21 protein-coding genes and 1 tRNA gene are annotated in these 23,009 nt (G+C 69.7%); 2 read left to right on the top strand and 20 right to left on the bottom strand.

All coding sequences use genetic code 11. The features are described from left to right. Positions 1–11 precede the first annotated feature (11 nt). The 14 genes from glyA to ACHBTE_RS24950 form a co-directional block, all read right to left on the bottom strand. Positions 12–1,250, bottom strand: coding sequence for a serine hydroxymethyltransferase (gene glyA, locus ACHBTE_RS25015; protein ID WP_394726313.1), 1,239 nt, complete (start codon positions 1,248–1,250; stop codon positions 12–14). A gap of 74 nt (positions 1,251–1,324) precedes the next feature. Then, a complete protein-coding gene (locus ACHBTE_RS25010; RefSeq protein WP_394726312.1) occupies positions 1,325–2,005 on the bottom strand; it encodes a protein-tyrosine-phosphatase in 681 nt (226 codons plus the stop codon). Next, positions 2,002–2,649 carry an L-threonylcarbamoyladenylate synthase gene (locus ACHBTE_RS25005; RefSeq protein WP_394726311.1) on the bottom strand — a complete coding sequence of 216 codons (648 nt, stop codon included), beginning with the start codon at positions 2,647–2,649 and terminating at the stop codon, positions 2,002–2,004. The genes ACHBTE_RS25010 and ACHBTE_RS25005 overlap by 4 nt, the downstream gene beginning before the upstream one ends. Before the next feature lie 61 nt (positions 2,650–2,710). Next, on the bottom strand, positions 2,711–3,550 hold the full coding sequence (prmC, locus tag ACHBTE_RS25000; protein ID WP_394726310.1) for a peptide chain release factor N(5)-glutamine methyltransferase: 840 nt from the start codon (positions 3,548–3,550) through the stop codon (positions 2,711–2,713). Positions 3,551–3,633: 83 nt separating this feature from the next. After that, the gene (prfA, locus tag ACHBTE_RS24995; RefSeq protein WP_394726309.1) at positions 3,634–4,710 is read right to left on the bottom strand and encodes a peptide chain release factor 1; all 1,077 of its coding nucleotides are present in this window, start codon (positions 4,708–4,710) and stop codon (positions 3,634–3,636) included. Between the two features lie 106 nt (positions 4,711–4,816). Next, the gene (gene rpmE, locus ACHBTE_RS24990; protein WP_380844621.1) at positions 4,817–5,041 is read right to left on the bottom strand and encodes a 50S ribosomal protein L31; all 225 of its coding nucleotides are present in this window, start codon (positions 5,039–5,041) and stop codon (positions 4,817–4,819) included. A 170-nt stretch (positions 5,042–5,211) separates the two neighbouring features. Next, positions 5,212–6,348 (bottom strand): LCP family protein, encoded by a 1,137-nt coding sequence (locus ACHBTE_RS24985; RefSeq protein WP_394726308.1) that lies wholly within the window; start codon positions 6,346–6,348, stop codon positions 5,212–5,214. Between the two features lie 445 nt (positions 6,349–6,793). Then, positions 6,794–8,827: a transcription termination factor Rho gene (rho, locus tag ACHBTE_RS24980; RefSeq protein WP_394726307.1), complete on the bottom strand. Its 2,034-nt coding sequence runs from the start codon at positions 8,825–8,827 to the stop codon at positions 6,794–6,796. A 408-nt stretch (positions 8,828–9,235) separates the two neighbouring features. Further along, complete coding sequence (gene thrB / locus ACHBTE_RS24975) at positions 9,236–10,153, bottom strand: homoserine kinase (protein WP_394726306.1); 918 nt, start codon at positions 10,151–10,153, stop codon at positions 9,236–9,238. A 336-nt stretch (positions 10,154–10,489) separates the two neighbouring features. Then, positions 10,490–11,548 carry a threonine synthase gene (gene thrC, locus ACHBTE_RS24970; RefSeq protein WP_394726305.1) on the bottom strand — a complete coding sequence of 353 codons (1,059 nt, stop codon included), beginning with the start codon at positions 11,546–11,548 and terminating at the stop codon, positions 10,490–10,492. Between the two features lie 6 nt (positions 11,549–11,554). Then, positions 11,555–12,847 (bottom strand): homoserine dehydrogenase, encoded by a 1,293-nt coding sequence (locus ACHBTE_RS24965; RefSeq protein ID WP_394726304.1) that lies wholly within the window; start codon positions 12,845–12,847, stop codon positions 11,555–11,557. A 234-nt stretch (positions 12,848–13,081) separates the two neighbouring features. Beyond that, positions 13,082–14,473, bottom strand: a complete 1,392-nt coding sequence (lysA, locus tag ACHBTE_RS24960; protein WP_394726303.1) for a diaminopimelate decarboxylase — start codon at positions 14,471–14,473, stop codon at positions 13,082–13,084. Positions 14,474–14,491: 18 nt separating this feature from the next. Then, positions 14,492–15,880, bottom strand: a complete 1,389-nt coding sequence (nrtL, locus tag ACHBTE_RS24955; protein ID WP_394726302.1) for an ArgS-related anticodon-binding protein NrtL — start codon at positions 15,878–15,880, stop codon at positions 14,492–14,494. Positions 15,881–16,427: 547 nt separating this feature from the next. Further along, positions 16,428–16,895: a response regulator gene (locus ACHBTE_RS24950; RefSeq protein ID WP_394726339.1), complete on the bottom strand. Its 468-nt coding sequence runs from the start codon at positions 16,893–16,895 to the stop codon at positions 16,428–16,430. A gap of 201 nt (positions 16,896–17,096) precedes the next feature. Between ACHBTE_RS24950 and ACHBTE_RS24945 the strand changes: the two genes are divergently transcribed. Beyond that, positions 17,097–17,168 (top strand) — tRNA-Arg (locus ACHBTE_RS24945). A gap of 151 nt (positions 17,169–17,319) precedes the next feature. Here ACHBTE_RS24945 and ACHBTE_RS24940 read toward each other — a convergent pair. Continuing rightward, positions 17,320–18,060 (bottom strand): hypothetical protein, encoded by a 741-nt coding sequence (locus tag ACHBTE_RS24940; RefSeq protein WP_394726301.1) that lies wholly within the window; start codon positions 18,058–18,060, stop codon positions 17,320–17,322. Between the two features lie 190 nt (positions 18,061–18,250). Between ACHBTE_RS24940 and ACHBTE_RS24935 the strand changes: the two genes are divergently transcribed. Then, the gene (locus ACHBTE_RS24935) at positions 18,251–18,544 is read left to right on the top strand and encodes a hypothetical protein (protein ID WP_394726300.1); all 294 of its coding nucleotides are present in this window, start codon (positions 18,251–18,253) and stop codon (positions 18,542–18,544) included. 100 nt (positions 18,545–18,644) lie between these two features. On the opposite strand, the gene ACHBTE_RS24930 is transcribed toward ACHBTE_RS24935, so the two are convergent. The 5 genes from ACHBTE_RS24930 to ACHBTE_RS24910 all read right to left on the bottom strand — a co-directional run bounded on the left by ACHBTE_RS24930 (position 18,645) and on the right by ACHBTE_RS24910 (position 22,972). Then, a complete protein-coding gene (locus ACHBTE_RS24930; RefSeq protein WP_394726299.1) occupies positions 18,645–20,099 on the bottom strand; it encodes a tyrosine-type recombinase/integrase in 1,455 nt (484 codons plus the stop codon). After that, positions 20,096–20,308 (bottom strand): helix-turn-helix transcriptional regulator, encoded by a 213-nt coding sequence (locus ACHBTE_RS24925; RefSeq protein ID WP_394726338.1) that lies wholly within the window; start codon positions 20,306–20,308, stop codon positions 20,096–20,098. Before ACHBTE_RS24925 ends, ACHBTE_RS24930 begins: the two co-directional genes overlap by 4 nt. Before the next feature lie 182 nt (positions 20,309–20,490). Continuing rightward, positions 20,491–21,693: a DUF3631 domain-containing protein gene (locus ACHBTE_RS24920; protein WP_394726298.1), complete on the bottom strand. Its 1,203-nt coding sequence runs from the start codon at positions 21,691–21,693 to the stop codon at positions 20,491–20,493. After that, entirely contained in the window at positions 21,690–22,064 is a 375-nt protein-coding gene (locus tag ACHBTE_RS24915) for a hypothetical protein (protein WP_394726297.1), read from the bottom strand. The genes ACHBTE_RS24920 and ACHBTE_RS24915 overlap by 4 nt, the downstream gene beginning before the upstream one ends. After that, positions 22,061–22,972: a bifunctional DNA primase/polymerase gene (locus ACHBTE_RS24910; RefSeq protein ID WP_394726296.1), complete on the bottom strand. Its 912-nt coding sequence runs from the start codon at positions 22,970–22,972 to the stop codon at positions 22,061–22,063. The genes ACHBTE_RS24915 and ACHBTE_RS24910 overlap by 4 nt, the downstream gene beginning before the upstream one ends. Between the last annotated feature and the right edge of the window lie 37 nt (positions 22,973–23,009).

The raw sequence follows: 23,009 nt of genomic DNA, 5'->3' as shown, positions 1-23,009 counted from the left end.
CCTACCCCGCCTCAGGCGGGATACGGGGGAAATCTACCGGCCAGCTCCCGCACTTCTTCACGTGCCTTCTGGGTCTCGGTCTCCTCCCGCAGCACACCCGCCAGCAACTGAGCGATCCGCGCCATCTCCGTCTCCCCCATGCCCTGCGTGGTCACGGCCCCCGTCCCGAGCCGCACCCCCCGGGCGTCGCCGTGCGGCAGCGCGCAGCAGTCCAGCACCATCCCGGCCGCCGCGAGCCGGCCGCGGGCGTCCCGGCCGTCCACGCCGAGCGGGGCGGGGTCGGCCGTGATCAGGTGGGTGTCGGTGCCGCCGGTGGTGACGACCAGCCCCTCCGCCGCGAGGCCGGCCGCCAGCGCCCGGGCGTTGGCGACCACCTGATGGGCGTACGCCTTGAACGCCGGGGTCGCCGCCTCGCCGAACGCGACGGCCTTCGCGGCGATGGTGTGCATCTGGGCGCCGCCCTGCGTGAACGGGAACACAGCCCGGTCGACGCGCTCGGCGAGGTCCGAGCCGCACAGGATCATGCCGCCGCGCGGGCCGCGCAGCACCTTGTGGGTGGTGGCGCACACCACATCGGCGTACGGCACCGGGTTCGGCGCCGCTCCCCCGGCGACGAGCCCCATCGGGTGGGCGGCGTCGGCGATGAGATACGCGCCCACCTCGTCGGCGATGTCGCGGAAGAGGGCGTAGTCGATGTGGCGCGGGTAGGCGATGGACCCGCACACGACGGCCTTGGGCCGGTGGTTGCGGGCCAGCGTGCGCACCTGGTCGTAGTCGATGAGCCCGGTCTCGGCGTCCACCCCGTAGCCGACGAAGTCGAACCAGCGCCCGGAGAAGTTGGCGGGCGAGCCGTGCGTGAGATGCCCGCCGTACGGCAGCCCGAGCGCGAGGACGGTGTCGCCGGGGCGCAGCAGGGCGGCGTACGCGGCGAGGACGGCCGAAGAGCCCGAGTGGGACTGCACGTTGGCGTGCTCGGCGCCGAACAGCAGCTCGGCGCGCTCCACCGCGAGCCGCTCGGCGATGTCGGCCATCTCGCACCCGCCGTGGTACCGGCTGCCCGGATACCCCTCCGCGTACTTGTTGGCCAACGGCGACCCCAGGGCTGCCAGCACGGCCGGCGAGGTGAAGTTCTCCGCGGCGATGAGCTGGAGCGTCGTCGACTGCCGTGCCCGCTCCGCGAGCAGGACGTCGGCGAGCTGCGGGTCCTGCCGGCGCAGGATGTCGGCCTCGATGGCATGGGTGACCGTCATGGTGGGCTCCGGACGTGCGTCGACGGTGACGTAGGTCCAATGTAGGCCCGGGACGACAGGGACGCCCTGTGTTGTTACGTCCTCGCGGGGACACCGGTGAGTGCCGTCACCACCGGATCCAGCGCCTCATGTATCTCGTCCCCCACCGACCGGAAGAACGTGAGCGGCGCCCCGTACGGGTCGTACACCTCGTCCGCCTCCACCGTCGGTGCGAGAAGCCACCCGCGTAGAGCCGCCGCCGCGCGCACCAGGGCCCGCGCGCGGAAGACCACGCCGTCCTGGAGCGGGGGCAGCGTCGCCGGGTCTATGGCCTTCACCAGGCGGGTGAACTCCTTGAGGGTGAAGGTGCGCAGGCCCGCCGAGTGGCCCATGGAGATGACCTGGGCACGGTGGTCGCGGGTCGCCGTCAGGACCAGGTCGGCCATGATGACGTGCTCGTCGAGGAGCTCGCGGCCGACGAAGCCGGAGGCGTCCGCGCCGAAGTCGGCGAGGACGGTCTCCGCGTTGGCCTCCATGGGCGCGCCCTCGTGGCCCCAGGTGCCAGCGCTCTCCACGATCAGCGCGCCGCCCAGTACGCCGAGCCGCTGCGCCACGAAATGACGGGTCAGCCGCTCGGTGATCGGCGAGCGGCACACGTTGCCGGTGCTGACGTGGAGGATGCGGAAGCAGTCGCGCGGGAGTCCCACGAAGGTCGTCGTGATCTCCGTCGCGCTTTCCCCGTTGCCTATGCCACGCCCCGCCTCAGGGGCTGTCAATTGGCCACCTCGAGGTCGGGTACGACCTTGCGCAGCTCCTCCGCCGAGAGGGCGCCCGCGCGCAGGAGCAGCGGCACCTCACGGGTGACGTCGACGATCGACGACGGGACGTTGCCGGGGGTGGGGCCGCCGTCCAGGTAGACGGAGACCGAGTCGCCGAGCATCTCCTGTGCGGCGTCGCAGTCCTCCGGCGCCGGGTGGCCGGTCAGGTTCGCCGACGACACGGCCATCGGGCCGACCTCCGTCAGCAGCTCGATGGCGATCGGGTGCAGTGGCATGCGCACGGCAACCGTGCCCCGGGTGTCACCCAGGTCCCACTGAAGAGACGGCTGGTGCCTGGCGACCAGCGTCAGCGCGCCCGGCCAGAACGCGTCCACCAGCTCCCAGGCGAGCTCGGAGAAGTCGGTGACGAGGCCGTGGAGGGTGTTCGGGGAACCGATCAGCACCGGAGTGGGCATGTTGCGGCCCCGCCCCTTGGCCTCCAGCAGATCGCCCACCGCCTCCTTGGCGAACGCGTCGGCCCCGATGCCGTACACCGTGTCGGTCGGGAGGACCACGAGCTCGCCTCGGCGGACAGCGGACGCGGCTTCGCGCAGACCCGTCGTGCGGTCCGTCGCGTCGTTGGTGTCGTATCGCCGTGCCATGTCTAGCGGGCCTCCTCGTACACGAAGTACACGTACTGCGGGACTGAAGTGCGGGGTGCGGTCACGGCAGCGCCTTGCGGGCGGTCGCGAACCTCGGGCGTTTGTTGAGGTCGGGGTGGTCGGCCGCGTCGGCCCAGCCCCGTTCCTCGGTGAAGATCCACGGCACCTGTCCGCCCTGGGTGTCGGCGTGCTCGATGACGACGACACCGCCCGGGCGCAGCAGCCGGTGTGCGGTCCGTTCCAGACCGCGGATGAGGTCGAGGCCGTCCTCGCCCGAGAACAGGGCGAGTTCGGGGTCGTAGTCCCGCGCCTCGGGAGCGACGTACTCCCATTCGGTCAGCGGGATGTACGGCGGGTTGGAGATGACCAGGTCGACCTGGCCGTCCAGGTCGGGGAAGGCGTCCAGGGCGTTGCCCTGCCGCAGGTCGACCCTGGACCCCTCCACGTTCTTACGGGTCCACCGCAGGGCGTCCTCGGACAGTTCCACGGCGTGCACACGCGAGCGCGGAACCTCCTGGGCGAGGGCGAGCGCGATGGCGCCGGAACCCGTGCACAGGTCGACGATGCAGGGCTCGACGACGTCCATCGCCCGCACCGCGTCTATGGCCCAGCCCACCACGGACTCGGTCTCGGGGCGGGGCACGAACACCCCGGGCCCGACTTGGAGTTCGAGGTACCTGAAGTACGCCCGCCCGGTGATGTGCTGGAGCGGTTCGCGCTGCTCACGGCGGGCGATGACCTCCCAGTACCGGGCGTCGAAGTCCGCGTCCTTCACGGAGTGCAGCTCGCCCCGCTTCACGCCGTGCACGAACGCGGCGAGCTCCTCCGCGTCGGTGCGCGGCGAGGGCACGCCGGCGTCGGCCAGCCGCTGGGTGGCCTGTGCCACCTCCGCGAGCAGCACGCTGCGGGGGCTTGAGGGTCGCCCCCCAATGAATTGCTGCACGCAAGTCCTCCGTGTCGTACTCGTACGTGCGTACGTACGTCCTAGGCAGCCGCCAGCTTCGCCGCCGAGTCCGCGTCGACGCAGGCCTGGATCACCGCGTCGAGGTCGCCGTCCAGGACCTGGTCCAGGTTGTACGCCTTGAAGCCGACGCGGTGGTCCGAGATGCGATTCTCCGGGAAGTTGTAGGTACGGATCTTCTCGGAGCGGTCGACGGTGCGGACCTGGCTGCGGCGGGCGTCGGCGGCTTCCTTCTCCGCCTCCTCCTGCGCCGCTGCGAGCAGCCTGGAGCGCAGGATACGCATCGCCTGCTCCTTGTTCTGCAGCTGGCTCTTCTCGTTCTGGCAGGAGGCGACGACTCCGGTCGGAATGTGCGTGATGCGCACCGCGGAGTCGGTGGTGTTGACGGACTGCCCGCCCGGGCCGGACGACCGGTACACGTCGATGCGGAGGTCGTTCGGGTTGATCTCGACGTCGATCTCCTCGGCCTCGGGCGTGACCAGCACACCGGCCGCGGAGGTGTGGATACGGCCCTGGGACTCGGTGGCGGGCACGCGCTGCACGCGGTGCACACCGCCCTCGTACTTCAGCCGGGCCCACACACCCTGCCCGGGCTCGGTCGCGCCCTGTCCGCCCTTGGTCTTCACCGCGACCTGGACGTCCTTGTAGCCGCCGAGCTCGGATTCGGTGGAGTCGATGATCTCGGTCTTCCAGCCGACGCGCTCGGCGTACCGCAGATACATGCGCAGCAGGTCCCCGGCGAAGAGCGCGGACTCGTCACCGCCGGCTCCCGCCTTGATCTCCAGAATGACGTCCTTGTCGTCACTGGGGTCGCGCGGGACGAGCAGCAGGCGGAGCTTCTCGGTCAGCTCCTCGCGCTGCTTGTCCAGCTCCTTGACCTCGGCGGCGAACTCCGGGTCGTCGGCGGCCAGTTCACGGGCCGTCTCGATGTCGTCGCCCGTCTGCCTCCAGGAGCGGTACGTGGCGACGATCGGGGTGAGCTCGGCGTAGCGCTTGTTCAGCTTGCGCGCGTTCGCCTGGTCGGCGTGGACCGACGGGTCGGCGAGCTTCGTCTCCAGGTCGGCGTGCTCAGCGACCAGGTCCTCGACGGCCTCGAACATCTTGGGGCTCCTGTGGGGTTACGGCTGTGAAGGGCGGGCGACCAAAAACGCCGGTCCCGGCGCGCCTGATGAAGGGCGCGGCCGTGGACCGGCGGATTGGAGCTCGCTACTTCTTGGAGCCGGCAGTTGCCTTGCCGAAGCGGGCCTCGAAGCGGGCCACACGGCCACCGGTGTCGAGGATCTTCTGCTTGCCCGTGTAGAACGGGTGACACTCGGAGCAGACCTCGGCACGGATGGTGCCGCTGGCGATCGTGCTACGGGTGGTGAACGACGCGCCACAGGTGCAGCTGACCTGCGTCTCGACGTACTCGGGGTGGATGTCGCGCTTCAAGGTGTCTCCTAGTTTCGGGAGGGCGCCGGGTCGCCGCCGCGGGATGCGGGAGCGTGAACCGGAACCGACGTACCAGTCTGCCAGGACTGGGGCCATCCCCCAAAACCGGGGGTGGCCCCCATCTATTCCCCGCGGGCCCGCCCGGGTCGCTCGTGCGGTTCCCCGCGCCCCTAACCGGCGCTGACGACATCCTTGGCATCGCCGGTCGCCGTGCCCTTGGTGGCCGACTTCGGGATCGGCTCGTCGTTCTTCAGGGCCTTCCACACCTGCTCGGCCTGCGACTCGGCGACGAGCACCCGGTTCGGGTCCGCCGGGTCGTACCGGACCGGCATGGTGACCATGGTCATGTCCTTGGAGCCGATGCCCTTGAGGCCGTTCGCGAAGGACATGAGGCTGTTGACCGAGCCGAGGTCGGAGTCGGTCGTGACGGTCTTCGTGGCGGTGTCGGCCAAGTTGTAGAGCCGCTTCGGGTCGCCGAACAGGTTGATGTCCCTGACCTGGTTGATCAGCGCCTTGACGAAGGCCTGCTGGAGCTGGATGCGGCCCAGGTCGGAGCCGTCGCCGACGCCGTGCCGGGTGCGGACCAGGCCGAGGGCCTGCTCGCCGGTGAGCCGGTGCTTGCCGGCCTCGAGGTCGAGGTGGCTGTCGGGGTCCTTGATTTTCTCGGTGGTGGTGACCTCTACGCCGCCGAGCTCGTCGATGAGCTTCTGGAAGCCGGCGAAGTCGACCTCCAGATAGTGGTCCATGCGGATGCCGGTGATCGACTCCACCGTCTTCACGGAGCACGCCGCTCCGCCCGTGGAGTACGACTCGTTGAACATCACGCCGGACGCCGCGTCATGCTTGCCGCCCTCGGTGTCCGTGCACGTGGGCCGGTCGATGAGGGTGTCGCGCGGGATGGAGACCACGCTGGCCTTCTTGTGGCCCTCGTAGACGTGCACGATCATCGCGGTGTCCGAGCGAGCACTGCCGTCGTCCGCGCCTCCCCCGAGCGCCTTGTTGCTGCCGGAGCGGGTGTCGGAGCCGAGGACGAGGATGTTCTCGGAGCCGTTGTCGACCTTGTCCGGACGGTCGGTGCCGAGGGCCTGGTCGATGTCGACGCTTTTGATGTTGCCGTTGAGCTTGAAGTACAGATACCCGGCTCCGGTGCCGCCCAGGACCACGATCCCGGCGGCCGTCCAGGCCGCGATCATCAGGCCCTTGCGTTTGTCGCGGGGCCTTCTGCGTCGGCCCTTGGCTCGGCGGCGCGGACCCTTGGTGCCGGTATCACCCGGTATGCCGGGCTCCGGCGTGCTCTCGGCGGACACTCTGCTCCTCGGTTCTCGTCCGGTCGGTTACCCCCTGCTTTCAGGGACAGGCATGGCAATTCGGCTCGTACCACACCATCGTCGCCCCGTCCGGTCAGACGGGGAAACCCGGAAGAGGGTTGCACGAACGACCATGCCCACCGCTTCGGCGGCGGCGGGCGCGGCAGGGCAGCGACGGCCGGGGCACCACCCCTCTCACCTGCGGTTTCAGCCGTGGATGCGGTACCGCCGACAGCCGCCGGGGAGCAGGATTCCTGTGGCAAAGATCTCGCTTGTGGCCTTTGTGGTGCCCTTGTACGGATAACGCGTGCCGCCGGGCGTACGGGCCTGGAAGGTGGCCGCCGCGCCCTTCCCCACCGAGCGGCGAGCGGCAAAAGGCCGCCCCACGTCATCCAGTGACGTGGGGCGGCCTCGATGCCCTCGGGCGCGGGGACCCGCGCAGTGGCTAGTCGCCGTTCCCGGGCGTCGGCGTCGTCTTCTGAATCTGCATCAGGAACTCGACGTTCGACTTGGTCTGCTTCATCTTGTCGAGAAGCAGCTCGATCGCCTGCTGCTGGTCGAGCGCGTGCAGCACCCGGCGCAGCTTCCAGACGACCGCCAGCTCCTCGTTGCCGAGCAGGATCTCTTCCTTACGGGTACCGGACGCGTCGACGTCCACCGCCGGGAAGATGCGCTTGTCGGCGAGCTTGCGGTCGAGCTTGAGCTCCATGTTGCCGGTGCCCTTGAACTCCTCGAAGATCACCTCGTCCATGCGGGACCCGGTGTCCACCAGGGCGGTGGCGAGGATGGTCAGCGAGCCGCCGTCCTCGATGTTGCGGGCCGCACCGAAGAAGCGCTTCGGCGGGTAGAGGGCCGTCGAGTCGACACCACCGGACAGGATGCGGCCGGAGGCGGGCGCCGCCAGGTTGTAGGCACGGCCCAGACGCGTGATGGAGTCGAGCAGCACGACCACGTCGTGGCCCAGCTCCACCAGACGCTTGGCGCGCTCGATGGCGAGCTCGGCGACCGTGGTGTGGTCCTCGGCCGGACGGTCGAAGGTCGAGGAGATGACCTCGCCCTTCACCGACCGCTGCATGTCGGTGACCTCTTCCGGACGCTCGTCGACGAGGACGACCATCAGGTGGCACTCGGGGTTGTTGTGCGTGATCGCGTTGGCGATCGCCTGCATGATCATGGTCTTACCGGTCTTCGGCGGGGCCACGATCAGACCGCGCTGGCCCTTACCGATCGGCGACACGAGGTCGATGATGCGGGTGGTCAGCACGCCCGGGTCGGTCTCCAGACGGAGCCGGTCCTGCGGGTACAGCGGGGTGAGCTTGTTGAACTCCGGGCGGCCACGGCCGTGTTCGGGCGCCATGCCGTTCACGGAGTCCAGGCGGACCAGCGCGTTGAACTTCTCGCGCCGCTCGCCTTCCTTGGGCTGACGGACCGCACCGGTGATGTGGTCACCCTTGCGCAGGCCGTTCTTGCGGACCTGGGCGAGGGAGACGTACACGTCGTTGGGGCCCGGCAGGTAGCCCGACGTACGGATGAACGCGTAGTTGTCGAGGATGTCCAGGATGCCCGCGACGGGGATCAGGACGTCGTCCTCGGCGATCTGCGGCTCCTGCACCTCGTCGCGGCCACGACGGCCACGGCGGTCGCGGTAACGCCCGCGGCGGCCACGGCGGCCACCCTCGAAGTCGTCGTCGTCCTGCGGGCCGTTGTCACGCTGGCGGTCCTGACGGCCGCCGCCCTGCTGCTGGCCCTGACGGCCGCCGCCCTGCTGGTCGTCGCCCTTACGACGGTCACCGCGCTCACCGCGGTCACGGTCCCGGCCGCGCTCACGGCGGTCGCGACGGCGGCCCTCGCCGCCCTCACCGGCTTCGCCCTTGGCGTCGCCCTGCTGGCCCTGCGACTGTGCGGGCGTCTCGGCCTTCGGCTCGCTCTTCGCCTCGGCGGCGACCGTCTCCGGGGCGCCCGCCGGGCTGCCCGCGTCGGCGGTGGCACGGCGGCGGCGGCGCTCGGCCGGCGCGTCCTCGCGCTCGGCGTCCGCGCCACGCTCGGCAGCGCTGCTGCGGGAGGGGCCGCCGGCCGGCTGGCCGGGGATCTCGATCTGCTGCTGGGCCACGGCCTTCTCGGCAGGGGCCGCAGCCGCCTTGTCCGCCTTCTTCTCGGCGTCTTCGCCGGTGCGAGCCTTGGAGGTGGCGCGGCGCTTCGGCTTGGTCTCGGTGGCGGCCTCAGCCTTGGGAGCCGCGGCACCTCCCCCGGCCTGCGCCTCCTTGATGACCTCGATCAGCTGGCTCTTGCGCATGCGCGCGGTGCCCCTGATGCCGAGGCCGGATGCGACCTGCTGCAACTCGGCCAGCACCATGCCCTCGAGGCCGGTACCGCGGCGCCGCCGGGAGCCGGCACCGGTGGCAGGCGCGGAGGCGTCCGTGGCGGGCGCGGCAGCGGTCTCCTCGACACGTGCGCCCATCAGATCGGTGGTGTCGCTCACGAAGGGTCCTTCCCTGGAGCGGACGTCGGCCTGTCTGGCTCGGCGACCGGTTGTGCTGTCCGACTTCGGTCCCTGGTGTGTGGACCGTGCCGGGGCGGTGGTCCGCCTATGGCGGCGGAGGAATATCTGGTGATGACGCTTCCCAGAGCCGTGGCACTGAGTGTCTGTGTCACGCGGCTCGGTCGCGTCGGTTCCGGAGCGTGCCCGGCAAGTCGCTCAGTGCTCGCGTACGAGGTACTGCCCGCGTACGTCGTACGGAACACAGTGCGGCTTGGGAGGCTCCCGGAAGAAGGTCTGTCCCGGACGGGGACACGAAGCACCTCGCCATGGTGGGGTCGGGTGCAGACTTGAGGTTAACACTACCGGATCCAACAAACATTCCCCCTCTCGAAATCCGGCAACCGTGTCTCAGGTCGCAAGCGGCAGCACGCTCGCTCCCTGAGCATCCAGCTCGAGCCGGTTCGCGGCCCAGCCGTCGCCCGCCAGATGGGCCACCTTGTCGGCGCTCTCGGTGTCGGCCAGCGCCAGCACGGTGGGACCCGCGCCGGAGATGACCGCCGGGACTCCATCGGCCCGCAGCCGCTCCACCAGCGCCGCGCTCTCCGGCATCGCGGGGGCGCGGTACTCCTGGTGGAGCCGGTCCTCGGTGGCGGGCAGCAGCAGCTCGGGGCGCCTGGTCAGGGCCTCGACGAGCAGGGCGGCACGGCCCGCGTTGGTGGCGGCGTCGACGTGCGGCACGGTGCGCGGGAGCAGTCCGCGCGCGGTCTCGGTGAGGACCGGCTTTCCGGGCACGAAAACCACCGGAACGATGGAATCGGCCGGATCCATCCTGATGGCCCGCGCGGCGCCGCCCTCCATCCAGGAGAGAGTGAAGCCACCGAGCAGACAGGCCGCCACGTTGTCGGGGTGGCCCTCGATCTCGGTGGCGAGCTCCAGCAGCGCCGGATCGTCGAGCTTGGCCTCACCGCCTATCGTCACGGCTCGTGCGGCGACGATGCCGGCGCAGATGGCGGCCGAGGAGGAGCCGAGGCCACGGCCGTGCGGGATGCGGTTGGCGCAGACGATCTCCAGGCCGCGCGGCTGTCCGCCCAGCAGGTCGAAGGCGGTGCGCAGGGAACGTACGAGAAGGTGGTTCTCGTCGCGCGGCAGCGTCTCGCTGCCCTCACCCGCGATGTCGATGTGCAGCCCGGTGTCGGCCACCCGGACGACGACGTCGTCGTAGAGCCCCAGCGACAGGCCGAGGGCGTCGAAGCCCGGGCCGAGGTTGGCGCTGGTGGCGGGGACGCGCACCCGGACGGCGGCGGCGCGGAACGCTGGACCGGCCATCGCTCGATGACTCTCCTTGAGCTGCGTGATTGTCGAAGACATTCGATGACTTACGAGAACCCCTGGGGCCGCTGTACGGGCCACGGAGACGGCGCGGCACCGAGCCCCATGCGGAGGCATATGCGGCGGGCGGGTTCAGTACAGCCTATCGAAGACAGGTTCTGTGGCGACATAGGGCGCACAGGAGGCGCACGATGCGTGTCGTAAGCCCCCTATGCACCCCCCGTAGAGAACTTCCCCAGGTGGGCGCCCTCTTACTCGCCGACGCGAGCCCCGTACGACGGGGCGTGGCCCCGCTGCTGCGGCTGGGGCGTCGCTGCGACGGTTCGGTGCCGTTTACGCCAGACCGAGCCGCTCGGCCGCCGTCGGCGCGTCGACCGGGACGGTGACGGGCTGCGGGGCGCCGGCGACGGCCCAGTCGGGGTCCTTGAGGCCGTTGCCGGTGACGGTGCAGACGATGCGCTGGCCCGGGTCGACCAGGCCCAGCTCGGCGGCCTTCAGCAGACCGGCGACGGACGCGGCGGACGCGGGCTCGACGAAGACGCCCTCCTGCGCGGCCAACAGGCGGTAGGCGCGCAGGATTTCACGGTCCGTCACCTCGTCGATGAACCCGCCGGACTCGTCCCGCGCGGCGAGCGCGAACTGCCAGGACGCCGGGTTGCCGATGCGGATCGCGGTGGCGATGGTCGACGGGTCCTTGACGACCTCGCCGCGCACGATGGGCGCGGAGCCGGAGGCCTGGAAGCCCCACATGCGCGGGGTCCGCTGCGACACACCGTCGGCGGCGTACTCCTTGTACCCCTTCCAGTACGCGGTGATGTTGCCCGCGTTGCCCACCGGCAGGACGTGGATGTCGGGGGCGTCACCCAGCATGTCCACGATCTCGAAGGCCGCCGTCTTCTGCCCCTCGATACGCACCGGATTGACCGAATTGACCAGCGCCACGGGGTAGTTGTCGCTCAGGTCGCGGGCGAGCGTGAGGCAGTCGTCGAAGTTGCCGTCGACCTGGAGGATCTTCGCACCGTGCACGAGGGCCTGGCCCATCTTGCCGAGCGCGATCTTGCCCTGCGGGACGAGTACGGCCGACACCATGCCCGCGCGCACCGCGTAGGCGGCGGCGGAGGCGGAGGTGTTGCCGGTGGAGGCACAGATGACAGCCTTGGCCCCCTCCTCCTTCGCCCGGGTGATGGCCATCGTCATGCCGCGGTCCTTGAAGGACCCGGTCGGGTTGGCGCCCTCCACCTTGAGGTGGACCTCGCAGCCCGTGCGCTCGGAGAGCACCTGCGCGGGCACGAGCGGCGTGCCGCCCTCGCGGAGCGTCACGACCGGCGTGGTGTCGGAGACGGGCAGCCGGTCCCGGTACTCCTCGATGATTCCGCGCCACTGGTGGGTCATTGCTGGTTACTCTCCTTCAACCCGCATGATGCTGGCGACACCCCGCACGGTGTCGAGCTTGCGCAGCGCCTCGACGGTGCCGTTCAGGGCCGCGTCGGACGCACGGTGGGTGACGACGACAAGGGATGCCTCGCCGTCCTTGCCCTGCTGGCGAACCGTATCGATGGACACTCCGTGCTCCGAGAACACGGTCGCCACCTGAGCGAGAACACCCGGTTTGTCCGCCACGTCAAGGCTGATGTGGTAGCGGGTGACAACCTCACCCATCCCCGACACCGGCAGGGCGGCATACGCCGACTCGCCGGGCCCCGTTGCCCCGCTGAGCCGGTTGCGGCAGACGGCGACGAGGTCGCCGAGCACGGCGGACGCGGTGGGAGCACCGCCCGCGCCGGGGCCGTAGAACATGAGCTGACCGGAGGCGTCCGACTCCACGAACACGGCGTTGTACGCGCCGCGCACGGAGGCCAGCGGATGGGTCAGCGGGATCATCGCGGGGTGCACGCGCGCGGTGACGGACTCACCGTCCTGGGCCCGCTCACAGATGGCGAGCAGCTTGATGGTGCAGCCCATCTCCTTGGCGGAGGCGAAGTCGGCCGCGGTCACCTCGGTCATGCCCTCGCGGTAGACGTCGTCGAGGCGCACCCGCGTGTGGAAGGCGATACCGGCGAGGATGGCGGCCTTGGCGGCGGCGTCGAAGCCCTCGACATCGGCGGTGGGATCGGCCTCCGCGTACCCCAGGGCGGTGGCCTCGTCGAGGGCCTCCTGATAGCCGGCGCCCGTCGAGTCCATCTTGTCGAGGATGAAGTTGGTCGTCCCGTTGACGATGCCGAGCACGCGATTGACCTTGTCCCCCGCGAGGGACTCACGCAGCGGCCGGATCAGCGGGATGGCGCCGGCGACGGCGGCCTCGTAGTAGAGGTCACGGCCGTGCTGCTCGGCGGCGGCGTGCAGGGCGGCGCCGTCCTGGGCGAGGAGCGCCTTGTTGGCGGAGACGACGGAGGCGCCGTGCTCGAAGGCCGTGGTGATGAGGGTACGAGCAGGCTCGATCCCCCCGATGACCTCGACCACCACGTCGATGTCGCCGCGCTTGACGAGCGCGGTGGCGTCGCTGGTGACCAGCGCCGGGTCGATGCCCTCACGGACCTTGGAGGGCCGCCGTACGGCCACGCCCGCGAGCTCCACGGGAGCGCCGATCCGGGCGGCGAGGTCGTCGGCGTGCGTCGTCATGATGCGCGCCACCTCTGAGCCGACCACTCCACAGCCCAGCAGCGCCACCTTCAGCGGACGCGTACGCATCATCCGACCTCGTTTCCTCATACCGTCTACGGTTGCACCAGTCTCACTCACCGGACGGGAGTTTCTGCCCTTCGTCCGGATCGTGAGACATCTATTTCATTTGTACCGGGGTGGCAGACAGGAGATCTTGCACCCCGGACCTTCTAGGGTCTTCCAGGGTCCCCCGAGCCATGAGTCACCCAAAACCCGAGTCACCCGGCACTCGCTCCCGGAGTCACCCGACGCTCGCTCCCGGAGTCACCCCACGTCGAGACGCAGGAGGTCCTCCTCCGTCTCCCGCCGGACGATGACCCGGGACTCGCCCTCGTGGACGGCGACGACCGGCGGGCGCAGCACGTGGTTGTAGTTGCTGGCCATGGACCGGCAGTACGCACCCGTCGCCGGTACGGCGATGAGGTCACCCGGCGCCAGGTCGGCGGGCAGGAACGCGTCCTTCACGACGATGTCGCCACTCTCACAGTGCTTGCCGACGACACGCGCGAGCATCGGCGCCGCGTCGCTCGTCCGGGACACCAGGGCGACGCTGTACTCGGCGTCGTACAGCGCCGTACGGATGTTGTCGGACATGCCGCCGTCGACGGAGACGTACGTCCGCAGCCCGTCGAGCGGCTTGACGGTGCCGACCTCGTAGAGCGTGAAGGCGGTGGGGCCCACGATGGCCCGCCCCGGCTCGACGGAGATGCGAGGGGTGCGCAGGCGGGCCGCCTCGCACTCCCGCGTGACGATCTCGGTGAGCGCCTTGGCGATCTCGTGCGGCTCACGGGGATCGTCGTCGCTCGTGTAAGCGATGCCGAGGCCACCGCCGAGGTCGATCTCGGGCAGCTCGACCCCGTGCTCGTCACGGATGTCCTTGAGCAGCCCGACGACACGGTGCGCGGCGACCTCGAAGCCCGACATGTCGAAGATCTGCGAACCGATGTGGCTGTGGATCCCGATGAGCTCCAGCCCGTCGAGCCGCAGGGCCCGCCGCACGGCCTCGGCGGCCTGCCCCCCGGCGAGCGGGATACCGAACTTCTGGTCCTCGTGGGCGGTGGCGATGAACTCGTGCGTATGGGCCTCGACCCCGACGGTGATCCGGATCTGCACCCGCTGCCGCTTGCCGAGTTCCTGCGCGATGTGGGCGACGCGGACGATCTCCTGGAAGGAGTCGAGGACGATCCGCCCGACCCCGGCCTCGATGGCCCGGCGGATCTCCACCTCGGACTTGTTGTTGCCGTGGAAGGCGATGCGGTCGGCGGGCATGCCGGCGGAGAGGGCGGTGGCCAGCTCGCCCCCGGAGCACACGTCCAGGTTGAGCCCCTCCTCGTGCAGCCACCGCACGACGGCGCGGGAGAGGAACGCCTTCCCGGCGTAGAAGACGTCGGCGTCGGCCCCGAAGGCACCGCGCCAGGCACGGGCCCGGGCCCGGAAGTCGGCCTCGTCCAAAAAGTAGGCCGGGGTGCCGTGCTGTTCGGCGAGGGTCTTCACGTCGACACCGCCGACGGTGACCACGCCGTCGGCCCCGCGGGCCACGGTCTGGGCCCACACCTTGGGGTCGAGGGCGTTGAGGTCGGCGGGCGGCGCCGAGTAGTGCCCCTCGGGAAGGACGTCGGCGTGACGGGGCCCGGCGGGGTGTGCGGAACGGCTCATTGCTTCTCTTCGGCTCTCTCAGAGATGGTCGGGTGCGTCGATGCCGAGCAGGGACAGGCCACCGGCCAGCACCGTCCCGACGGCTTCGGCAAGAGCGAGCCGGGCACGGTGGGCGGCCGAGGGTTTCTCCCCACCTGACGGGAGGACACCGGACAACACGGGCAGAACGGCATCGGCGACGCTGACGAGGTGCCGGGCGAGACGGTCAGGAGCACGGTGCGCTGCCGCTTGGGCCAGCACACGGGGGTGATCCGCCAGCAGGGTTACTACTTCTTGCCATGGGGGGGTGGGGGATCCGTGGGGTGGGGTGGGGGATCCGTGGGGTGGGACCCTGGGTAGCGGGGTGACGGCTTCGGGCCGCACGTCCCCGGGGCCGGCGTCGAAGCCCAGGTCGGCGGGGCCGTGCGCTGCCGCCGGGGCCGGTGCCGCCGCATCGAGAGGGTGATCCGGGAGCGGGGTGCGGGCTTCGGGCCGAGGGTTCTTGGGTGGCGGGGTGACAGCTCCGGGCCGAGGCTCCTTGGGTGGCGGGGTGACGGCTTCGGGCCGGAGGCCCCCGGGTAGCGGGGTGACGGCTTCGGGCCCGAGGCCCCCAGGTAGCGCGGTGACAGCTTCGGGCCGCATGTCCCCGGGTTCGGCGCTGAACCCCAGGTCGGCGGCATTGCGGCTGAGGGCTCGGGTGCGGGCGTAGGCGTAACGGACGCGGAAGAGAGGGTTGCTCTCGCGCTGTACGAGGTGGTCGTCGCTGATGCGGGGCCGGTCGTGGGCGGCGGGGTGCAGCAGGGCCCAGCGGGCGGCGTCGCGGCCGAGCGGAACGGGGTCGGCGGGCGCCGGGACGGGACGCACGTTGACGTCGAGGGGCGCGGCGCCGCCGGAGACGCCGGGCTGCCCGGACGCATCGACGTGTACGCCGAGCGCGGCCTCCCACTCCGCCTCGGGCCGGGCCTCGCAGCTCGTACGGACGAGGGCGCCCTGTGCGCGCAGCAGCCGGGCGACGGCTTCCATGACGACGACGGCACGGATCTCGTGCGGACAGTGCAGCTGCACCAGCTGACCGGTGGGCCCGTCCGCGAACCCATAACGCGGCCCGCGCCGCAGGATCTCTGCGACAAGGGCGGTGGGCGCGGTCTCGCTGAGGCTGATGTTGAGGAACCCGGGCCCGGTGACGACGACGTCACGGACCCCGTCGCTGCCGGCGAGCCGCGCCTTGAGGATCTCGGCGACCTGCCGTGGCGGCTGTCCCGCCGGGCGGGCCAGCTGAAGCGCGATGTTGGTGGCGTAGTCGCCACAGCCACCTGGCCCGGGGGCGGTAACCACAGCCCGCTCCGGCACGGTGACCCGCAGCTCCCCGTCATCGACAGCACGACGCACCGCGCACAGCACGGTACGGGACAGCTCGACGGGGGTCACGGGACAAGCGTATGGGAGGAAGGGGGTGGGGATGCGAATGGGTTTGGGCGGGGTCCCGGGATGTGGACTGGGTGGTTGGGGGCGTGCCGGGGTGGGCTCGGCGCGGCGGGAGTGCCGGGCGCGCTTGGGCTGAGGGGCGGGGTTGGGGGCTGGTCCCTGGGGGCTGGGGCTACGGCGAGGACGGCAGCCGGCGGTCGGGGGTCTGGGCGTCGGGCCGGAGGCGGGGCTCGGAGGCGCGAAGCCGGGAGACTGATGACTGGGAGGCCGAGGGCTGGGCGGGCTGCCGACTGAGGGGCGGGCTTCGAGTGGCGGAGAGGTGTAGGAGGCGGCGCAGGCCGGGACGGCCGTCAGCCGCGGGGGACCGGGCCGGAGCTGACGCGACGAACAGGCACCAGATGTCGCCCGACGAGGACGACCGCCACCAGGGAGCAGCTACCCACACGGGCGGACCGACCCGGCGGCGGCCGAGCAACCAATGCCGTGCAGCCGACTCGCCTCGCCGCCGAGCCATGGCGTGGCCACCCGAACGATCAGCCGACCTGAACGGTCAACCGCCGTTACGACCGGTACGCCCGGCGATCTCCCCGGCTCCCCCGAGGCCACCTCCGCAGACGGCCTCATCCACCTCCCGGCCCTCCGCCCCCTCGCCCTCTTCCTGCACTTCCCTCCCCTTCCGCTCGATCAACTCCCGTACGAGGTTAATGAGTTCGGCGGGCTCGAAGGGCTTGGCGAGGAAGGCGTCGACACCGACGTCGAGGCCACTGTCGACCTCGTGCTGGGTACAGGCGCTGATGATGGCGAGGGGGAGATCACGAGTACGGGGATCGGAGCGCAGCCTGGCGGCCGTCCGGAGCCCGTCCAGTCGCGGCATGACCACATCCAGGGTGATCACATCGGGCCGCACCTGATGCACGACATCCAGACACTCGGCACCATCGGCCGCGGTCACCACCTCGAGCCCCTCGAGCTCGAGATTGACCCTGATCAGCTGCCGGATGACCTTGTTGTCGTCCACAACAAGAACCCGGCCGAACGCGCCTGGCACAACTCGAGAGTAGGTCGACACCCGCCACCGCGTCCGGGTTTTCCCCACTTCCACCCCTGCGAGCGAGCCACCCCAGCTCGCACCGGGTGCCGCGACCCGGAAACCGTTCATGAACACCCCACCAGAGCTGGTAGGGTTCTACCCGTCGCCGCCAAGCAAGGCGCCCGACACGCCCCCGTAGCTCAGGGGATAGAGCAACGGCCTCCGGAGCCGTGTGCGCAGGTTCGAATCCTGCCGGGGGCACTCGCCGAGGATCAGCAGGAATCAAGCGCTGACCAGGGCGGATGCCGACAGAAGAGAGCGGGAGCCAGTCTCACTGGGTCCCGCTCTTTCTCGTTGTTTCGCACTGATCGCGATAGACCTGCGATAGAGGGCGCAGCTTCCTGCTGGGCCTCTAGGGCTGCTCCTTCAAGCGCTCAACCTCGACCCAGTACGTGTTCCTCCTCCTCTCGTACTCGTAAAAGCTGCCTTGCGTCTCTTGCCCCACCCTCAGCAACTGGTGCTGCACCAGCTCCTTGGTGGCCTTCGTCCACGTGTCGGAGGACAGTCCGTAGCGATGACGCTTCTCCGCTGTGACGTACCGAGGCTTGTCCTTGCCGCCTAGCTCATTGAGAAGTACCAGGAGCAGCGCCACCGCCGTTGGCGATAGATCCAGGAGCCAGCCCTGGGTCCAGAACTCGATGGGCACACCGATATACCGACCTTGCTCTATGGGGCGGACGTACTCGCCGCCACTCCCAGCAGGACTCAAGAGCGTGATCGCGGGCGCACCGCCCCAACGCGGCTCCAGCTTGATGAACCCGTTGTCAGCAAGCCACTTGAGATTGCGCGACACGCGCCGTGCGCCAGTCCCTGGGTCGAGTGCCAGCATGCGAGCCCAAGACTTGGGAATGGGCGGAGCCTTGAGGTCGTAGGGCTTGCTCGTCGCCATCATGGTGATGCAGAGGTACAGAGCCAAGCGGACAGCGCCACCCTGACCCCCTTGGATCATCCGCGCAAGCGGCGGCGGAGTGTCTTGCCCGGCCGCCGCAATGACGAATGCCGGCGGGAACGGCACATTCCCCGATCGCTGCGACTTAGCCGCCGCCCCCCGCAGATGCGTGAGCGCTTCTTCGCGCCGGTCTCGCGTTTCCATGATCTTTTGCCTTCCTGCAGGAGAGACCGGGGTGTGGGGGTATCGGGGTCCCGGGGGTCCTGGTCGTTCTTCCTTATAAAAGCCCCGTCACCAGGGACAGGGCACGACAGCACAACGACCTTTTGACTACAGCAAGGCTGCCCAACAGAGCAAGCACTACGACTGAAGCACTCCAGCACAACGGCATCGTATGGCCTTTGACCTGCGGTTTTACTTCCTGGCAGAGTCACCATTGCAGCGTCCCAAGACTCCGCATCAATCGCCCTGCTGGGAGAGGACCGAACCCATGCCGAATCAAGACCCGTCGCTCCGTGGCGTCTGGGCAGCGATCATCATGATCGCTGCCCTGACGCTCGCCATCGCCACTACTGGCCTCTTCTGGACCACCGGAACTCAGCTGTCGGGTGCACTCGGAGCCGGCGGTGCCGTGTTCCTTGGCACCGCCACTCTAGGGCTGACAGTCCGAAAGTTCCTGACCGGCTGACAATGGTGCTCGTCTCGCACCCAAGCCCGTTCCACCGTCCAGCAGCCGCGGCGGGTGCTTGGTCACAAGGCATCAGGCACCCGTCCCCAGGTAGTGAGTCTCAACGGGAGAGTTCATCGTCTGGCCAGTCCAGTTCCTTTTCAATCTTCTTGTTCATGGCCTCCTCCTGGCCGTAGATGCACCCCTCGTAGACGCGGTGGATCACCTCGGGCGAGTTGCCGACCCGACGGGCGACCTCGGCCACGGGCACGCCGGCGTTCAGCCACGTCGTGATGCAGGTGTGCCGCAGGTCGTACGGCCGACCCCCGAGGATGGAAGCCTGAAGGTCCGGCGAGAGTGCGTACCCCCGAGCGTCCCGCCACACGCGCCAATAGGTGCTGCTGCCCACGAGACCGCCCCGCTCGTTCGTGAAGAGCCGCCCGTCCTTGGCCGTGCCGAACTCCTTCAGGTGGGCGCGGAGTATGGCCACGAGCGGCGGCGGAATCGGGACCGGCCGGTCTTCCTTGGCCTCCCTCGACTTCAGGCCGCGCTTGTCGTGGCGCTCTCCGCTGTCTGTCCACTGCTTGCCAGATACGGGGTGCGTGTCGTGGAGCGTCAGAACGCCCCACCCCTTCTCTGGGAGGAAGCAATCAGCCTTCCTGAGGCCCACAGCCTCACTCGGGCGGAGCCCCGCGAAGTACATGACCGCGTAGAAGCCCACCAGGCGCCGGCCCTTCTTGCGGTCCCATGTCCCGACGTACGAGACCGACGCGAGGAGTTGAGCAGCCTGCATCTTGTTCACGAGAACACGGGGGTCCACACGGTCCGATGAGGAACTCTTCACCTTCTTGATGGCGGTGAGTGGATTCTCCGTCAGCAGCTTGCGCTCGATGGCGTATTCAACCGCCGTGTTAAGCGCGCGCCGACGACGACGGGAGGTCTCCCCCGCCGCGGGTGTGCCGTCCAGTTTGAAGGAGATCCGATACTGAACATCACGGAGAATCTTCGGGTCTTCCAGCGAGGAAACGAGAAGCGATTTCTTGGAGATCCACCCGTAGGCGTCTTCAAGTTCCTCCGGCGGGTCAAGTTCAACGTTCTTGGGAATGACCGCCCACCGGAAGGCTAGGCGTAGCTCTTCCGGTGACGGCATCTTCTGTTCCTGCTCCACCAGGGCCAGCGTCACCGCGGCGAGCCCGTCGGCGATGCCCTCACGGGTCTTGGCCGCAGCGGTCGGCCAGCGCATCGCCATGTACTCGCGGCAGAACGCGAACCAGGGCAGTTCCGTACGGGCTTGCTCCGCACTGGCCTCGGCCCGTACCTCGGATTCAGGCAGACCGTCCGCGATGCGGAATGCCTCGCCACGGCGCATTGCCTGCCACAGTTCCGATCTACGGCTCTCCGCGAGCGCGACCGTGGCAAAGGTGGAGCTGCTTACCTTGCCACCGACTTTCCAACGGAGTTGGTGGGGGCGGGCCTTGCTCTGCGCCTTGGTCACCTTCCAAAGACGCACGTCGAAGGAAAACCCCTCTGGGGCCGGGCTGCTGTTCTGCCCGACCCCTTGGTTGTTGCGTGTCACGCGGCTTCCTCCAACGAGGTCAACCAACGGTCGAGTTCCGAACGACGAATCCGTACAGCGCCGTTCGGGAGCTTGATGGACTTCGGGCCCTTCTTGCATGCGCGCCAGCGGTAGAAGGTCGCTCGCGGGATCCCGACTTCTTCGATCACCTGCGAGATCGTGAGCATTTCGTCGCGCGGCCTGGCCACGGCGTCTCTCCTGTCCCGGATAGTTACGCCGTCCTTCCCGCAGGTCCGCTACATCCGCTACATCCGCTACATCGCAGGTCAGGGGCCTGTTTTCTGTAGCGGATGCGTGGCGTGTAGCGGATAGAACCGCCACACCGCCCCCAGGGTGTAGCGGATGTAGCGGCCCGGGAGGGCGGTGTAGCGGCTGGTAGGTGGTCGGTCTGCTACGCGTTGACGCTGGTCAGAAGCGGTTCAGCGTCCGGCGCGGCCGATGTAGCGGATGTAGCGGATTCCGGAAGGGGCGGAAGCGGCGGCGGGCAGTAGCGCATCCATGCGTCCCGCAGGTCAGCCGCGTAGTAGCCCTTGAGCAGTCCGGACGCGGTCCGCATGTTGCGAGCCTGAATCGGCTTGTTGTCCGCCCGCATGTACTCCTTGAGCATCCGCGAGAGCCGCCGGGAGTCCAGGGGCCTGCCGTTGAGGTCCCCCCAGGGGGCGTCTTCCAGGCTGTTGAGCCTGTCCAGGATGACGGCCGTGGGGGCGCGGTCGGCGCCGTTGAAGACGTGGTCACGCAGGTCGGTCAACAGGCGTACCCCGAGCGAGGTTTCGCTGTTGTCCTGCGCTGCGCGGACCAGCTCCACGCAGGCCAGGCGGGCGCGCTCCGGCCAGGCGCCCCCGGCGGCGTCGGCGACCGCGAGCAGGGGTTCCCACACGTCTGCCGGGCGGTCGGTGACTCCCTCCGGCATGGTGGGCCAGGCGCCGGCGATGCGGTCGCGGACGGTGTCGGCCCATGCGGCAAGCCGATCGCGCAAGGCATGGCCTTCGTGCTCGTTGAGGCGTTCGCGGTAGGGCTCAACTGTCTCGTTGGGCGCGCGCTTGCGCATGCGGATGATGACCGAGCGGGTCAGGATTGTGTCGGGCAGCGAGCCGAGTCCGGCCATGGCCACCGCGGCGTACGAGGGAAAGCCCTGCACAGTCTGGTTGGCGCCGTCTCCCACGCACCGGTACATGAGCCGCCCGCGCCGATGTCCGGCGTTCAGGAACCCGCGGAGCTGTTCGTTCTCTCCGGCCTTGGGCCCGAACACGGTGTCGATCTCGTCGAAGACGATCGTTGGGCGCTCACCGTCGATGCCGGAGACCGAGCGGAAGAGCGCCGATGCCGACGCAGCCACAGCAGCCATACTGTTGGGCACCAGGGTTTCCACGATCTCCAGCGCGCGGGACTTGCCGGATCCCGGCTCCGGCGAGAGGAACGCGATGCGCGGAGTGGAATCGAAGGAATCGAGCAGGTGAGCGTGGGCGTCCCAGAGGGTCACAGCCACATACGCGGCTTCGCTGGGGAAGATGTTGAAACGGCGGTGGAACGCTTCGACCTCATCGAGCAGGGCCGCGCCGTCGATGGGCGGCGTGGGCGTGTTGGTGCTGGTCATGCGGCGTTCCTCCTTTCCTGGGTGGTGCGGAGCGGGCAGGCGTCTCTGTGGGCTGTGTGATCGGCGATCAGGGCCAGCACCTTGCGGTGGCCGACGGCGCTGCGGTCACGGCCGCACAGGCACTTGGAGGTGGCGGTTGGGGTGGCACCGTACGGGGCGCGGATGTGGAGCCAGGCCACGGGGAAGCGTCCGTCACCGCGCGGCGGGGTGCTCGGGGGCTGCTCGGGGGGAAGGGCTGAAAGGACGCCCTGACGGGCGACCTTCTTTCGGCCGCAATCAGGAGCCACGGGCACCGCGGTGTTGGCGGAGTCCGGCCGATCGGCGGTGTCGGGACGGCTTTTCAGGCCCGCGCGGGCCGGGGCGGTGGTCATGCCGTCTCTCGCGGCCGGCAGGTGCGAATCGACCAGTCCAGGGCGCTGTGGATTGTGGTCCGGCACTCGCCCGAGGACAGTCCGGCCGCCTCGCCGGCCGCCTGAAAAGCCGTCTCGACCGCGTCCTGGGTGATCTCGCCCCAGGCCACGAAGCGCCCCAGGGCGCGGGCGCCCGCCAACAGCCGGTTGTTGCGCCCGCCCTCCGCCGTGCCCCTGACGGCGGCCGTCTCGCGCGCCAGGGCCACCTCAGCGCGGCGGGTGGCCTGGCCCGGGATGAGCAGTGGAGCGGGTGCCCGGTCGGGTGTGGCCGGGGTTTGGAGCAGGCTCAGAAGCCAGGCGGGCAGCGTGGCCACCGGGGCGCCATTGATGACCTCGTAGGCGCCCTGAGGCGTGCTGCCCGCGGCGACGATGTTCCCGCCCCACGCCCGGGTGTCCACGTTCGGCGCAACGGTGCGGGCGGTGTTGAACAGCCGGACGTCCGGCGGCACGTCGTAGTACAGGTGCAGTCCGCCGCTGGGCGTCCGCACCGTGTACGTGAGGGGGACTGGCTGTCCGGCGCGCTCGCAGAGCGCCGCAAAGGACGTCGCGCCGTCAGGCGCGTCCGAACTGCCCTTCCCGCTCTTCTCCTTGGGCACGTCCAGGTCGACGACGACCAGGCCGGACGGCCCGGTGGCGATGCCGACGTTGAACGCGCCCGCGGCCCACGCGGCGCGGATTCGGTCGGGGTCGGTGGTGGCGCGCTGTTCCCACTTCAGGTGTCCGCCGGTGCACTCGCCGGTCTGGGGGCAGGTGCGTTCGCCGTGCAGCGCAGAGCCCTTGGCGCCGGGGCGGAGCGGGTGGACGTACCACCCGCGGGCGGCTGCTTGCAGCGCTGCGGACAGCAGCGCGGGTCGTGCGTCATGCGTCATGCTGGAGGTCTCCGGTTCTGTCGAAGGGACGGGAGAG

The organism is Streptomyces sp. M41 (genome assembly GCF_043673425.1).
GTDB lineage: Bacteria > Actinomycetota > Actinomycetes > Streptomycetales > Streptomycetaceae > Streptomyces.
Note: the sequence above shows the minus strand (reverse complement) of the source record. Positions and strands in the feature narration are given on the sequence as shown.

Coding starts and splice junctions, on each gene's coding strand:
- glyA (WP_394726313.1), bottom strand. CDS start 1,250: ATGACGGTCACCCATGCCATCGAGGCCGACATCCTGCGCCGGCAGGAC.
- ACHBTE_RS25005 (WP_394726311.1), bottom strand. CDS start 2,649: ATGGCACGGCGATACGACACCAACGACGCGACGGACCGCACGACGGGT.
- prfA (WP_394726309.1), bottom strand. CDS start 4,710: ATGTTCGAGGCCGTCGAGGACCTGGTCGCTGAGCACGCCGACCTGGAG.
- thrB (WP_394726306.1), bottom strand. CDS start 10,153: ATGGCCGGTCCAGCGTTCCGCGCCGCCGCCGTCCGGGTGCGCGTCCCC.
- thrC (WP_394726305.1), bottom strand. CDS start 11,548: ATGACCCACCAGTGGCGCGGAATCATCGAGGAGTACCGGGACCGGCTG.
- ACHBTE_RS24965 (WP_394726304.1), bottom strand. CDS start 12,847: ATGATGCGTACGCGTCCGCTGAAGGTGGCGCTGCTGGGCTGTGGAGTG.
- lysA (WP_394726303.1), bottom strand. CDS start 14,473: ATGAGCCGTTCCGCACACCCCGCCGGGCCCCGTCACGCCGACGTCCTT.
- ACHBTE_RS24940 (WP_394726301.1), bottom strand. CDS start 18,060: ATGGAAACGCGAGACCGGCGCGAAGAAGCGCTCACGCATCTGCGGGGG.
- ACHBTE_RS24935 (WP_394726300.1), top strand. CDS start 18,251: ATGGCCTTTGACCTGCGGTTTTACTTCCTGGCAGAGTCACCATTGCAG.
- ACHBTE_RS24920 (WP_394726298.1), bottom strand. CDS start 21,693: ATGACCAGCACCAACACGCCCACGCCGCCCATCGACGGCGCGGCCCTG.
- ACHBTE_RS24915 (WP_394726297.1), bottom strand. CDS start 22,064: ATGACCACCGCCCCGGCCCGCGCGGGCCTGAAAAGCCGTCCCGACACC.
- ACHBTE_RS24910 (WP_394726296.1), bottom strand. CDS start 22,972: ATGACGCATGACGCACGACCCGCGCTGCTGTCCGCAGCGCTGCAAGCA.